At 71.3% G+C, this 13,266-nt stretch carries 12 protein-coding genes; 9 read left to right on the top strand and 3 right to left on the bottom strand.

Annotation, left to right across the window (positions count from 1 at the left end; all coding sequences use genetic code 11):
- Positions 1–14 precede the first annotated feature (14 nt).
- Both OHO83_RS15995 and rpmB read right to left on the bottom strand, forming a co-directional pair.
- On the bottom strand, positions 15–3,035 hold the full coding sequence (locus OHO83_RS15995) for a BTAD domain-containing putative transcriptional regulator (RefSeq protein WP_266674573.1): 3,021 nt from the start codon (positions 3,033–3,035) through the stop codon (positions 15–17).
- A gap of 211 nt (positions 3,036–3,246) precedes the next feature.
- A complete protein-coding gene (gene rpmB / locus OHO83_RS15990; RefSeq protein ID WP_003951095.1) occupies positions 3,247–3,432 on the bottom strand; it encodes a 50S ribosomal protein L28 in 186 nt (61 codons plus the stop codon).
- Positions 3,433–3,679: 247 nt separating this feature from the next.
- Here rpmB and OHO83_RS15985 point away from each other — a divergent pair, with 247 nt between their 5' ends.
- The 9 genes from OHO83_RS15985 (at position 3,680) to mutM (ending at position 12,841) form a co-directional block, all read left to right on the top strand.
- Complete coding sequence (locus OHO83_RS15985; RefSeq protein WP_266674575.1) at positions 3,680–5,341, top strand: DAK2 domain-containing protein; 1,662 nt, start codon at positions 3,680–3,682, stop codon at positions 5,339–5,341.
- Between the two features lie 221 nt (positions 5,342–5,562).
- Positions 5,563–7,788: an ATP-dependent DNA helicase RecG gene (gene recG / locus OHO83_RS15980; RefSeq protein ID WP_266674576.1), complete on the top strand. Its 2,226-nt coding sequence runs from the start codon at positions 5,563–5,565 to the stop codon at positions 7,786–7,788.
- A gap of 52 nt (positions 7,789–7,840) precedes the next feature.
- Positions 7,841–8,443: a 16S rRNA (guanine(966)-N(2))-methyltransferase RsmD gene (rsmD, locus tag OHO83_RS15975; protein WP_116509421.1), complete on the top strand. Its 603-nt coding sequence runs from the start codon at positions 7,841–7,843 to the stop codon at positions 8,441–8,443.
- A gap of 26 nt (positions 8,444–8,469) precedes the next feature.
- On the top strand, positions 8,470–8,949 hold the full coding sequence (gene coaD / locus OHO83_RS15970; protein ID WP_199841845.1) for a pantetheine-phosphate adenylyltransferase: 480 nt from the start codon (positions 8,470–8,472) through the stop codon (positions 8,947–8,949).
- Positions 8,950–9,022: 73 nt separating this feature from the next.
- Positions 9,023–10,093 carry an ATP synthase F0 subunit B gene (locus tag OHO83_RS15965; protein ID WP_330279626.1) on the top strand — a complete coding sequence of 357 codons (1,071 nt, stop codon included), beginning with the start codon at positions 9,023–9,025 and terminating at the stop codon, positions 10,091–10,093.
- Positions 10,094–10,245: 152 nt separating this feature from the next.
- Entirely contained in the window at positions 10,246–10,881 is a 636-nt protein-coding gene (locus tag OHO83_RS15960; RefSeq protein ID WP_266676663.1) for a YceD family protein, read from the top strand.
- 2 nt (positions 10,882–10,883) lie between these two features.
- The gene (gene rpmF / locus OHO83_RS15955) at positions 10,884–11,057 is read left to right on the top strand and encodes a 50S ribosomal protein L32 (protein WP_006139588.1); all 174 of its coding nucleotides are present in this window, start codon (positions 10,884–10,886) and stop codon (positions 11,055–11,057) included.
- A 19-nt stretch (positions 11,058–11,076) separates the two neighbouring features.
- Positions 11,077–11,877, top strand: coding sequence for a ribonuclease III (gene rnc, locus OHO83_RS15950; protein ID WP_266674579.1), 801 nt, complete (start codon positions 11,077–11,079; stop codon positions 11,875–11,877).
- 97 nt (positions 11,878–11,974) lie between these two features.
- Positions 11,975–12,841, top strand: a complete 867-nt coding sequence (gene mutM, locus OHO83_RS15945; protein ID WP_330279625.1) for a bifunctional DNA-formamidopyrimidine glycosylase/DNA-(apurinic or apyrimidinic site) lyase — start codon at positions 11,975–11,977, stop codon at positions 12,839–12,841.
- Here the strand turns inward: mutM and OHO83_RS15940 are convergent.
- Positions 12,808–13,200 (bottom strand): winged helix-turn-helix transcriptional regulator, encoded by a 393-nt coding sequence (locus OHO83_RS15940; RefSeq protein ID WP_330279624.1) that lies wholly within the window; start codon positions 13,198–13,200, stop codon positions 12,808–12,810. The genes mutM and OHO83_RS15940 overlap by 34 nt on opposite strands.
- Positions 13,201–13,266: the final 66 nt, after the last annotated feature.

Genomic DNA, 13,266 nt, shown 5'->3' with positions numbered 1-13,266 from the left:
CCCTGACCACCCGCTTACCGTCGGCTGACCGCCGCTGACCGCATCGCCCGGCCCTCCTCGAACGCCTTCTCGTACGTCTCCGGAGTGAGCGCCGCACGGACCCGCGCCTCCACGGGGGCGACGTCCGGGTCTCCCACGAGCGCGAGCCCGCGCAGGCCCGTACCGGCCCCGAGCAGCACCGCGGCTTCGCGCGGATCCTGTGTCACGCACGCCAACGCCTCGGCCGCATCGGCGAGTTCGAGGGCGCGCGTGGGCCCGTCGCAGAGCGCGACGCCCTGCTCGAACCAGTCGCGCGCCTCGTCGGGCCGTGACGCGGCGAGCGCGATGCGGCCCAGGCCGATGAGGGTCCGCACGGTCTCGCCGACGCTGAACCAGTTCGCCGCGCACAGTTCGAGAGCCGCTTCGTAGTGCACGCGCGCGTGCTCCGTGTCCCCGCCGATCCGTGCCACATCGCCCAGTCCGCGCCGCGCGCTCGCCACCTTGTCGGGGACGGCCGCCGTGCGGGCCATCGCGGCCGACCGAGTGAAGTGGTCCGCGGCGTCCCGGAGTTGGCCCTGGTGAAGCAGTACGTACGCGCGCCGGTGCAGCAGATCGGCGGTCTCCTCCGGGGCTTCGAGCGCGGCCACGTGCGCGAGACCCTCGTCGAGCAGCGTCAGGGCCCGCTCCCGATCGCCGCGCCAGTCCGCGAACATGCCGAGCGGATCAAGGCAGTTGGCCATGCCCCACCGGTCCCCGGTCGCCCGGAATCCGGCGAGCGCCCGCTCGAAATGCTGCTCCGACGTGTCGGGGCGCCCCGTGAACCACTCCTGGAAGCCCAGCCCGACGTCGAGCAACGCGAGTCCCCAGGGCGCTTCTCCGACCTGCCGGCGCACTCGCTCCTGCACGGCGTACTGCGGCCCGTACGCCACCGACCACAGGACCACCACGAACGGCCGCCGCAGCGCGTGGTCCCGGGACGCGAGCACGGCCTCCGCGCGGGCCAGGCGCTCCGGTTCGCGCGGGTCGTTCCCGTCGCCCGAGACCGTGTTGATCACGCACAGGACGTACTCCTCGGCAAGGTCCTCCGGCGGCTCGTCCCCGAGCGCGGCGAGCAGTTCGCGGGCCAGCGGCACATGCGCGCCGTGCAGCCCGCGCAGCCGCCAGAACCAGGACAGGTCCGCCATCAGCCGCAGCGCCGCGCGCGGGTCCGCGCGCACGAGGTGGCGCAGGGCCGCCGACAGGTTGTCCCGCTCGGCCCCGAGCGCGGCCAGCCGCGGCAACTGCCCGCCGCCGCGCAGATACGGCTCGGCCCGCGCCGCCACCCCCCGGAAGTACGCGGCGTGCGCGTCCCGCAGCCGCGTCAGCTCGCCCTCGTCGGCCAGGTGCTCGGCGCAGAACGCGCGGATCGTCTGAAGCATCCGGTAGCGCCCACCGGCCGCTTCCAGGAAGGACTTCTCCGTGAGCGAGGCCAGCAGGTCCTCCGGATACGGCACCCCGCACACGGCCTCGACCGCGGCGAGCGTCGCACCCCCGGACGACCCTCCGGCGAACACGGCCATCCGCCGCGCGAGATCCCGCTCCTCCTCGTCGAGCAGCTCCCAGCTCCACTCGACGACCGCGCGCAGCGTGCGGTGCCGGGGCGCCTTGGTGCGGTCGCCGCGCGACAGCAGCCGGAAGCGGTCGCCCAGGCGGTCGGCGAGCTCGTCCACGGTGAGCGTGCGCAGCCTGGCCGCGGCGAGTTCGATCGCCAGCGGCAGCCCGTCGAGGGCCTCGCAGATCCCGTGAACGGCCTCCACGCGCGCGTGGAGATCGGCATCGGGCCGTACGGCGGCCGCCCGGTCCATGAACAGACGCGCCGCGGGTCCGGCCGCGAGTGGCGGCACCGGGCACAGCGCCTCACCGGTGATACCGAGCGCCTCCCGGCTCGTGGCGAGGACGCGCAGCCCGGGACACGCGCCGAGCAGCACGCCCGCGGTGCGGGCCGCTTCGTCGACGAGATGCTCGCAGTTGTCGAGCACGAGCAGCACCTCGCGCCCCTCCAGCGCGTCGATCAGCCGCTCGACCGGATCCCCCTGAGGCCCCCGGAACCCCTCACGCACCCCGAGCGCCGCGAGCAGCGCGTACGGCACCTGCTCCCCGCCGGCGAGAGGTGCCAGCTCCGCCCAGCACACGTCGGCCCTGTCCCGCGCGGCCTCGGCCGCGAGCCGGGTCTTGCCCGCCCCGCCCGGCCCCGTCAGCGTCACGAGCCGCGCCCGGGCGAGCAAGGTGTCGATCCGCGCGAGCTCGTCGGTCCGCCCGACGAACCGGGTCAGCTGCGCGGGAACGCCCCGCCCGCGCGCGGGCTCCCGCCCCCGAAGGAGTTCCACGTGCAGCCCCGAGAGTTCCGCCGACGGATCGGCCCCCAGCTCGTCGGCGAGGACGCGCCGCACCTCCTCGTACACGGCGAGCGCCTCCGCGGGCCGCCCGTCCGCGTGGAGGGCGCGCATCAGCTGACCGTAGAGGCGTTCGCTCAGAGGATGGGCGGCGATCAGCTCCCGCAGCTCGGGGACGAGGCCGCCACCCGAGCCGAGCGCGAGTTCCGCCTCGATACGGGTCTGCGCGGCGGTGAGCCTGATCTCGTCGAGACGGCCGCCGAAGGCGGCAGGCAGGTCGGCGAGGGCGGGACCGCGCCAGAGACCGAGCGCCTCCCCGAGGAGGGCGGCTGCCTGGGAAGGATCCCCGGCCGTGAGGGCACGCTCGCCCTCGGCGGCCAGCCGCTCGAAGCGGTGCACGTCCACGTCGTCCGGGCCGACGGCCAGCCGGTAGCCCGCCGGAGTGGCCTCGATGTCGAGGGAGAGCCGCTTGCGCAGCCGTGAGACCTGCGACTGCAGCGCGTTCGCGGCGCCGGCCGGCGGCTCGTCCCCGTACAGGCCGTCGATCAGGCGCTCCGCCGTGACGGTCCGGCCCGCCTCCAGGAGCAGCAGCGTCAGCAACGCCCGCGGACGCGGACCGCCGGGGTCCAACGGGGTGCCGTCGGGGGCGCGTACGTCGAGGGGGCCGAGGATGCCGAAGCGCATTGGTCAGATTGTGGCAGGGGTTACGGGGAGCATCCCGGGTCTGTGCCTTGGCACTTGCCGGCACGAGAGCCCTCGGGACTCCTCCTGGCATGAGGACGGCATGGAGAAGGCAGAAGGCATGGCGACGGCATGAGACGGCATAAAAAAGGACCGGTCCCCGAGGGGACCGGTCCTTCAAGCAACCAGCTAGGTGGCCGCGCTACGCGTTACGTCAGCGCGAGACCTTGCCGGCCTTGATGCACGAGGTGCAGACGTTGAGCCGCTTCGGCGTCCGCCCGACCACTGCACGTACACGCTGGATGTTCGGGTTCCAGCGACGGGACGTACGGCGGTGCGAGTGCGAAATGTTGTTGCCGAAGCTCGGCCCCTTGCCGCAGACGTCGCAGTTGGCAGCCACGGGTCACTCCAAGACTTCAGATGCACTTACGGTTGATCCCGGCATGCCGGGATCGGATCGGAGGATCTGAGTGGCGGTGCCAGGGGAAGGCCCGATGGATATCGGGCAACCGGAGCAGCATACAACGGCTGCTTCGGTAGAACGAAACTACCATGGTTGCCCCGGTTGCCGTCCCGGGCCCTCTTCCGGAGGGACCCCCTCCGGGGTCTACGCTGCGATGCCAGTTCGGCTGCTCTAGGAGGCGCAGGTGCCGCAGGTGCTCGACGTCCACGCGGTGCGCGCCTGGTGCGCACTGGCCCTGGAGGCGCTCGGGCGGGACCGCGAGGAGATCGACGCGATCAACGTCTATCCCGTGGCGGACGGAGACACAGGCACCAACCTGTACCTGACCGTCGAGTCCGCGGTACAAGCTGTGGAAGCGGTCTTCACGGGCCTCGAACCCGCACCGCCCGCGCTGCCCGACGTCGTCCACGCGATGGCTCACGGAGCCTTGATAGGGGCCCGCGGAAACTCCGGAACAATCCTCGCGCAGCTCCTTCGCGGCATGGCCCAGGTCCTCGCGGCCGACGCCGGAGGTGAGGCGGATCACAGCGAGAATGCCGACGGTGACAGCCTGCGGCACGCACTGCGCCGAGCCGCCGAGTCCGCCCGGGAGGCGGTCGCGCACCCCGTGGAGGGCACGGTCCTGACGGTGGCCGCCGCCGCTGCCGACGCCGCCGACGCTCACTCCGGAGACTGCGGTGACGTGGCCCGCGCCGCGTACGACGGTGCCCGTGCCGCGCTCGACGCGACTCCGGGACAGCTCGCGGTCCTGGGGCGCGCGGGCGTCGTGGACGCGGGCGGGCGCGGGCTCGTGGCCGTACTCGGCGCGCTGACCGAGGCGCTCTCGGGCGACCCGGTGGCACCTCCGGCCGGCCGGGGCGTGCACCACGCGCGCGTGACCGCCGACCAGTCGCTGGACTGCGCGGACGGCGAAGGGCCCGCCTTCGAGGTCATCTACCTCCTGGAGGCCGACGACCGGGCCGTGGCGCGGCTGCGGACCCGGCTCGACGGCCTCGGCGACTCCCTCGTGGTCGTCGGCGGCGACGGACTGTGGAACGTCCATGTGCACGTGGACGACGCGGGCGCCGCCGTCGAGGCGGGCGTCGAGGCCGGCCGCCCGTACCGCATCCGCATCACGCACTTCGCCGTCGGCGACGCCCATACGACGCACCCCACGTCCGGCTCCGCGCCGACCGGGGAACGCGCCCAGCGCGCGATCGTCGCCGTGGTCCCCGGAGAAGGGCTCGCCGGTCTGTACAGCGAGGCGGGCGCCACCGTCGTACCCGAGCGGCCCGGCGAGGCGCCCGGCAGCGGTGAACTGGTCGAGGCGATCCGCCGGGCGCACGCGCGTGAAGTGGTGCTCCTGCCGAACGACGCCGAGCTGCGTCACACCGCCGCGGCAGCGGCCGAGCAGGCCCGCACCGAAGGCGTGCGGGTCGCCCTCATCCCCACCCGGTCCGCGATCCAGGGCATCGCCGCGCTCGCCGTCCATGAGAAGGAGCGGCGCTTCGACGAGGACGTCGTCGCGATGACGTCGGCGGCCGGCGCGACCCGCTACGCCGAACTGGCCGTCGCGGAGCGGCAGTCGTGGACGATGGCCGGCATCTGCCAGGCCGGGGACTTCCTCGGCCTCATCGACGGGGACGTCGCCGTGATCGGCGAAGAGGTGACGCGGACGGCCCGTACGACCCTCGACAGGATGCTGGCGGCGGGCGGCGAGATGGTCACCCTCGTCCTCGGCGACGAGGTGCCCGACGAGGTCGCCGACCGGCTCGAACGGCACGTACGCGAGACGTACCTGGCCGTCGACACCGTGGTGTACCGGGGCGGACGGAACTCCGCTCTGATGCTCATCGGTGTCGAGTGAGAGCGTGACCTGTCGACGAGCCTGAGAATAAGTGGCGTGGTGTGCAGTGACTCCGCCGTCGCGTGGACGCGATGGCTTCTCACCCGTCCGCTGACGCGGATGCATGACGGACAAGCCCTGCCCGTTGCCTGAAAGGCACGCCGCGACTCCAGAGCTCTGCCGACGCTCGGAGTCGAGGATCACGGGATCGCGAGCCGTCGATGTCAGAGCCATGGTGTGAAATGAATTCCGTGCCCGCGCTCGAAGAACCGCTGAAGAAAGCGCTCGGACCCGCCACCGCGAAGGTGATGGCCGAGCACCTGGACCTGCACACGGTCGGTGACCTGCTCCACCACTATCCGCGCAGATACGCGGAGCGCGGCGAGCTCACCCGCCTGGCCGACCTGCCCCTCGACGAGCACGTCACCGTGGTCGCCCAGGTCGCGAGCGCCCGCATCCTGAAGTTCAGCGGGGGCACCGGCCAGCGCCTCGAAGTGACCATCACGGACGGCAGCGGCCAGCTCCAGCTGGTCTTCTTCGGCCGGGGCATCCACAAGCCGCACAAGGACCTCCTGCCCGGCACGCGCGCGATGTTCGCGGGCAAGGCCTCCGTCTTCAACCGCAAGATGCAGCTCGCGCACCCGGCGTACGAGCTGCTGCGGGCCGACGCCCTGGACGCCGGCGAGGCCGACGAGGCGATCGGCTCCTGGGCCGGCGCCCTCCTCCCGATCTACCCGGCCACCGCCAAGCTGGAGTCGTGGAAGATCGCGAAGGCCGTCGACATGGTGCTGCCCAGCGCCCAGGAGGCCCTCGAGCCCCTGCCGGACTCGCTGCGTGAGGGCCGCGGCCTCGTCCCGCTGCCCGAGGCACTCCTGAAGGTCCACCGGCCCCACACCAAGGCGGACATCGCCGACGCCCGCGCCCGCCTCAAGTGGGACGAGGCGTTCGTCCTCCAAGTCGCCCTGGCCAGGCGGAGGTTCGCCGACGCGCAGCTGCCCGCCGTGGCCCGCGTCCCCCGCCCCGAGGGTCTGCTCACGGCGTTCGACGCGAAGCTCCCCTTCACCCTCACCGACGGTCAGCAGAAGGTCTCCAAGGAAATCTTCGACGGCCTCGCCACCGAGCACCCGATGCACCGCCTGCTCCAGGGAGAGGTGGGTTCCGGAAAGACGATGGTCGCCCTGCGCGCCATGCTCGCCGTGGTCGACGCGGGCGGACAGGCCGCGATGCTCGCGCCGACCGAGGTCCTCGCCCAGCAGCACCACCGCTCCATCACCGAGATGATGGGCGAGCTCGCCGAGGGCGGGATGCTCGGGGGCTCCGAGCACTCCACCAAGGTCGTTCTGCTCACCGGTTCCATGGGCGTCGCGGCCCGCCGCCAGGCCCTTCTCGACCTCGTCACGGGCGACGCGGGCATCGTCATCGGGACGCACGCCCTGATCGAGGACAAGGTCCAGTTCCACGACCTGGGACTGGTCGTCGTCGACGAGCAGCACCGCTTCGGTGTCGAGCAGCGCGACGCCCTGCGCGGCAAGGGCAAGCAGCCCCCGCACCTGCTGGTCATGACGGCCACCCCCATTCCCCGTACGGTCGCGATGACGGTCTTCGGTGACCTGGAGACCTCCGTCCTCGATCAGCTGCCCGCCGGACGCTCGCCGATCGCCACCCATGTCGTGCCCGCCGCCGACAAGCCGCACTTCCTCGCGCGCGCCTGGGAGCGCGTACGCGAGGAAGTGGAGAACGGGCATCAGGCGTACGTCGTCTGCCCCCGCATCGGCGACGAGGAGGAGCAGGGCAAGAAGGGCAAGGGCGGCAAGGGGGCCAAGAAGGAGTCCGCCGAGGACGCGGCCGAGAAGCGGCCTCCGCTCGCCGTCCTGGACGTCGCCGAGGAGCTGGCCCACGGCGCCCTGCGCGGGCTGAAGGTGGAGGTGCTGCACGGCAGGATGCAGCCCGACGACAAGGACGCCGTGATGCGCCGCTTCGCCGCGGGCGAGACGGACGTCCTGGTCGCGACCACGGTCATCGAGGTCGGGGTGAACGTGCCGAACGCCACAGCCATGGTGATCATGGACGCCGACCGCTTCGGCGTCTCCCAGCTCCATCAGCTGCGCGGCCGCGTCGGCCGTGGCTCGGCGGCGGGCCTGTGTCTCCTGGTCAGCGAGATGCCGGAGGCCAGCCCCGCCCGCGCCCGGCTCGGCGCCGTCGCCGCCACGCTCGACGGGTTCGAGCTCTCCCGTATCGACCTGGAGCAGCGCCGCGAGGGCGACGTCCTCGGCCAGGCCCAGTCCGGGGTGCGCTCGTCCCTGCGCATGCTCGCCGTCATCGAGGACGAGCAGATCATCGCCGAGGCCCGCCAGGAGGCGACGGCCGTCGTCGCCGCGGACCCGGACCTGGAGCACCTGCCGGGCCTGCGCACGGCCCTGGACGCGCTCCTGGACGAGGAGCGCGAGCAGTACCTCGACAAGGGCTGACAAACTGGAGGTCCCCGCACGTCCCTTCAGCCCCTTCTCCACTAGGACTCAGATGACCCGCGTGATCGCCGGCCGGGCCGGCGGACGTCGCCTGTCCGTCCCGCCGGGCAACGGCACCCGCCCCACGTCCGACCGGGCGCGCGAAGCCCTCTTCTCCACCTGGCAGTCACTGCTGGGCGGCGGCCCGCTGGACGGCGAGCGCGTGCTCGACCTGTACGGCGGCTCGGGCGCCGTGGGCCTGGAGGCGCTGTCACGCGGCGCGGGGCACGCGCTCCTGGTGGAGGCCGACGCCCGCGCGGTCCGCACCATCCGCGAGAACGTGAAGTCCCTCGGCCTCCCCGGCGCCGAGGTCAGAGCGGGCAAAGCGGAACAGATCGTCCGGGGCCCGGCCCCTGCCACCCCGTACGACCTGGTCTTTCTCGACCCTCCGTATGTCGTCCCGGACGACGATCTTCGGGAGATTCTGCTCACACTCGCCTCTGGGGGCTGGCTCGCGGACGAAGCGCTCGTCACCGTGGAGCGAAGCACCAGGGGCGGTGTTTTCCCGTGGCCGGACGGATTTGAGGCACTGAGGTCCCGTCGCTACGGCGAGGGAACGTTTTGGTACGGTCGCGCCGCCCTGAAGAGCACCGTCACGTGCGAGGAAGCACCGTGACCGGACCGGAGAGCGAGGAACTCACGTTGCGCCGCGCCGTCTGTCCGGGGTCGTTCGACCCCATCACCAATGGCCACCTCGACATCATCGGCCGAGCGTCCAAGCTGTACGACGTCGTGCACGTCGCGGTGATGATCAACCAGTCGAAGAAGGGCCTCTTCGAGATCGAGGAGCGGATCGAGCTGATCCGCGAGGTCACCGCCGAGTTCGGCAACGTGGAGGTCGAGTCGTTCCACGGACTGCTCGTCGACTTCTGCAAGCAGCGCGACATCCCGGCCATCGTGAAGGGCCTGCGCGCCGTCAGCGACTTCGACTACGAGCTGCAGATGGCCCAGATGAACAACGGCCTCACGGGCGTGGAGACCCTCTTCGTCCCCACCAACCCGACGTACAGCTTCCTCTCCTCGTCCCTGGTGAAGGAGGTCGCGGCCTGGGGCGGCGACGTCTCCCACCTGGTGCCGCCGGTGGTCTTCGAGGCGCTCACCCAGCGCCTCCCCAAGAAGTGACATCAGGGCGCCAGTTGGCCGTACAGTCGTTCCGTCCGTCTCCAACACCCCTGTAGAGAGTGGCGAGCACACGGTGGACGTGCAGAAGAAGATCGACGAGATCGTCGCCGCGGTCGGCAATGCCCGGTCCATGCCCATGTCGGCCTCGTGTGTGGTCAATCGCGCCGACCTGCTCGCGATGCTCGAAGAGGTGCGCCAGGCACTGCCCGGCTCCCTCGCGCAGGCCGAGGAGCTGATCGGCGGGCGCGCGCAGATGGTCGAGCAGGCCCGCCAGGAGGCCGAGCGGATCATCGAGACGGCGCACGCCGAGCGCGGTTCGCTGATCTCCGACACCGAGGTCGCGCGCCGTTCCCAGGACGAAGGGGAGCGGATCCTCGCCGAGGCCCGCAAGGAGGCCGAGGAGATCCGGGCGGAGGCCGACGACTACGTCGACTCCAAGCTCGCCAACTTCGAGGTCGTCCTCACCAAGACCCTCGGCTCCGTGGGCCGCGGCCGCGAGAAGCTCCTCGGCACCGGCCCGGGCGTCGACGACCAGGGCTACGAGGACGAGGACGCCCCTGAGCGCAGCCACGACCCCGAGACCCTGCGCCGCGACGCAGACTCGTACGTCGACGTGAAGCTCGGCGCCTTCGAGGCGGTCCTCGCCAAGACCCTGGAGGCGGTCGGCCGTGGCCGGCACACGCTCCAGGGCCGGGTCGCCAGCGACGAGCTCGGCACCCTCGGCGACGGCACGGGCGCCCAGCACACCAGCGACGCCGACTACCTCGCCGGTCTCGCGGAGATCGGCAACGCCCCCGCCGAGCCGGAGCGGGAGATCCCCCAGGCCCCGCAGATCCCGGCCCAGCAGACCCAGCAGCCGGTGTACGCCCAGCAGCAGGACCCGCAGCAGGACATGTACGGCTACCAGCAGCAGCCCTACGGCCAGCAGGACCCGTACGCGGTGTACCAGCAGGACCCGTACGCGTACCAGCAGCAGGACCCGTACGCCTACCAGCAGCACCAGCAGCAGGGCTACGACCAGGCCCAGGCGGGCTATGCGCAGCCGCAGGCGGCGCACGAGCCTGCGGCGCTCGACGAGACCAGCCTCTTCGACACGAGCATGATCAGCACGGAGCAGCTGAGGCAGTACGAACAGGGACGCTGACTCCGGATTGGGCCGTGAGCGAAAGGTCCAGTATCCTGGTTCTTCGGTCGCGCGTACGTCCGCGATCACAGCTGCCCGGGTTCATTCGGGACAGCGATCCCCTTGAGCAGCTTGAACAACCTGAGCATCGAAGACCGAAAGCAGGACCAGCCCTGAGTACGCACCTCGACCACCGCAACCCTCTCGTGTTCGATACGCACGAGCTGGGACGGCGTCCTGGTGCCCAGCAGCGGCTGACCCGCACGGTCGACGCCCCCAAGGACTTCGGTATCGAAGGGGTCATCGGAGTGCCGGAAGGCGCGCCGGTGGAGCTCGAGGTCCGCCTCGAGTCGGTCATGGAAGGGGTGCTTGTCACAGGCACCGCCCGTGCATCGGCTCAGGGGGAGTGCGTAAGGTGTCTGGAGCCGCTCGGCCTCGAGGTCGACGCGGACTTCCAGGAGATGTTCTCGTACCCTGACGCCGACGACCGGGGCCGCACCGCGGAACCGGCCGACGACGCCGAGGAAGACGAGGACATGCTCTTTCTCGAGGACGGCTTGTTCGACCTCGAGCCTGTGCTGCGTGATGCGGTGGTGCTCGCACTGCCGATGCAGCCGGTGTGCCAGGACGACTGCCCGGGTCTGTGCTCCCAGTGCGGAGCTCGGCTCGCGGACGATCCGGACCACCACCACGACGCCGTCGACATCCGTTGGGCGGCACTGCAGGGACTCGCCGGGACCATCCAGGACGGCGAGAAGGACGAGATGAGCGGCGCCGAAGCTGGCGTCGACGAGAAGCAGGAGAAGTAGCCGTGGCTGTTCCGAAGCGGAAGATGTCGCGCAGCAACACGCGCCACCGCCGGTCGCAGTGGAAGGCTGCGGTCCCCACCCTGGTTGCGTGCGAGCGCTGCCACGAGCCCAAGCTGCAGCACATCGCGTGCCCGGCTTGCGGCACTTACAACAAGCGCCAGGTCCTCGAGGTCTGAGCGGCTGGTGAGAGGCGCAATGTCTGAGTCGAACAAGACGGACAATGCCTCGTCCCACACGCTTCTGGAAGGGCGGCTCGGGTACAAGCTCGAGTCCGCCCTTCTGGTGCGTGCACTGACCCACCGCTCGTACGCGTACGAGAACGGCGGTCTCCCGACGAACGAGCGGCTCGAGTTCCTCGGGGACTCCGTGCTCGGCCTCGTCGTCACGGACACGCTGTACACCACCCACCCCGACCTGCCCGAAGGCCAGCTGGCCAAGTTGCGGGCCGCGGTGGTCAATTCGCGTGCACTTGCGGAGGTCAGCCGTGGGCTCGACCTGGGCTCCTTCATCCGGCTCGGCCGGGGCGAAGAGGGCACGGGCGGGCGGGACAAGGCGTCCATCCTCGCCGACACGCTTGAAGCGGTGATCGGCGCCGTCTATCTCGACCAGGGTCTGGACGCGGCGGGCGAACTCGTCCACCGTCTCTTCGATCCCCTGATCGAGAAGTCCTCGAATCTGGGTGCGGGCCTGGACTGGAAGACCAGTCTCCAGGAGCTCACCGCGACCGAGGGGCTCGGCGTTCCCGAGTACCTGGTCTCGGAGACCGGCCCCGACCACGAGAAGACCTTTACTGCTGCCGCCCGCGTCGGAGGCGTCTCGTACGGCACCGGCACCGGCCGCAGCAAGAAGGAAGCGGAGCAGCAGGCCGCTGAATCGGCATGGCGCGCGATCCGCGCGGCTGCCGACGAGCGCGCCGAGGCGGCGAAGACGGCTGATGCCGTCGACGCCACCGTGGCAGCCGAGGGGAACGCCGACTCCTCCTCGGCGTCTGCCTGACGCCCGCATCCGAACTGTCCGGTGCCGACCGTCCTGAGGGACGGTCGGCACCGTTCGTTTCGCATCTGAGCTTTCAGAGCCCTCACAAGGAGACAACGTGCCCGAGCTGCCCGAGGTCGAGGTCGTACGGCGCGGACTCGAGCGCTGGGTCGCCCACCGCACCGTCGCCGACGTGGAGGTCCTGCACCCGCGCGCCGTGCGCCGTCACCTCGGGGGCGGCGAGGACTTCGCGAACCGGCTGAAGGACCAGCGCATCGGCGTACCCGAGCGGCGTGGGAAGTATCTGTGGCTTCCGCTGGAGCCGACGGGTGGCGCGATCCTCGCGCACCTCGGCATGAGCGGACAGCTCCTGGTGCAGCCGGCCGAGGCGCCGGACGAGAAGCATCTGCGCATCCGCGTCCGCTTCGCCGACGACCTGGGTACGGAGCTGCGCTTCATCGACCAGCGCACCTTCGGCGGCCTCTCGCTGCACGAGACGGGCCCCGACGGGCTGCCGGACGTCATCGCGCACATCGCGCGCGACCCGCTGGACCCGAAGTTCGACGACGCGGCGTTCCACGAGGCGCTGCGCAGGCGCCGTACGACCATCAAGCGGGCCCTGCTCGACCAGTCCCTGATCAGCGGCGTCGGCAACATCTACGCGGACGAGGCGCTCTGGCGCTCGCGGCTCCACTACGAGCGTCCGACCACCGGCTTCACGCGCCCGCGCACGGCCGAACTCCTCGGCCACGTACGGGACGTGATGAACGCGGCCCTCGCCGTCGGCGGCACCAGCTTCGACAGCCTCTACGTGAATGTGAACGGCGAGTCCGGCTACTTCGACCGCTCGCTCGACGCCTACGGGCGCGAGGGCGAGCCCTGCCGGCGCTGTGGCACGATCATTCGCCGGCGCCCCTGGATGAACCGTTCCAGCTACTTCTGCCCGCGCTGTCAGCGCCCGCCGCGCGCCCCGTCCGCGTCGTAGCGGGAACGCGAGGCGAGCACGTCGTCCATCCGGCCCTCGACGAACTGGATGAGGGCCAGCAGCCGTTCGGAGATCTCGCGCCCGAGCGGCGTCAGCTCGTAGTCCACGCGCGGCGGGTTGGTCGGCTGGGCCTCACGGTGCACGAGGCCGTCGCGCTCCAGTGCGTGCAGGGTCTGCGACAGCATCTTCTCGCTCACGCCGTCCACCCGGCGCCGCAGTTCGTTGAAGCGGAAGCTGCCCTCGTGCAGCGCCCCGAGCGTGAGCGCACCCCAGCGGCCCGTCACGTGCTCGAGGGTGCCGCGGGACGGGCACTGCCGGGAGAACACGTCGTACGCGAGGTCGCCGCCGCTCGATTCCATGCGGCAAGCGTACTCCGGCACAGCGCGAACCTCAGGGGTGCGCTAACCCATGGTTAGTGCGCGTTC

Origin of the sequence: Streptomyces sp. NBC_00569 (genome assembly GCF_036345255.1) — a bacterium.
In the GTDB taxonomy this organism is placed as follows: domain Bacteria; phylum Actinomycetota; class Actinomycetes; order Streptomycetales; family Streptomycetaceae; genus Streptomyces.
Note: the sequence above shows the minus strand (reverse complement) of the source record. Positions and strands in the feature narration are given on the sequence as shown.

What these genes read in the sequence shown, in the direction of transcription:
- OHO83_RS15995 (WP_266674573.1), bottom strand. Translation starts at nt 3,035, where the DNA reads ATGCGCTTCGGCATCCTCGGCCCCCTCGACGTACGCGCCCCCGACGGC.
- recG (WP_266674576.1), top strand. Translation starts at nt 5,563, where the DNA reads ATGAATTCCGTGCCCGCGCTCGAAGAACCGCTGAAGAAAGCGCTCGGA.
- rsmD (WP_116509421.1), top strand. Translation starts at nt 7,841, where the DNA reads ATGACCCGCGTGATCGCCGGCCGGGCCGGCGGACGTCGCCTGTCCGTC.
- rnc (WP_266674579.1), top strand. Translation starts at nt 11,077, where the DNA reads ATGTCTGAGTCGAACAAGACGGACAATGCCTCGTCCCACACGCTTCTG.
- OHO83_RS15940 (WP_330279624.1), bottom strand. Translation starts at nt 13,200, where the DNA reads ATGGAATCGAGCGGCGGCGACCTCGCGTACGACGTGTTCTCCCGGCAG.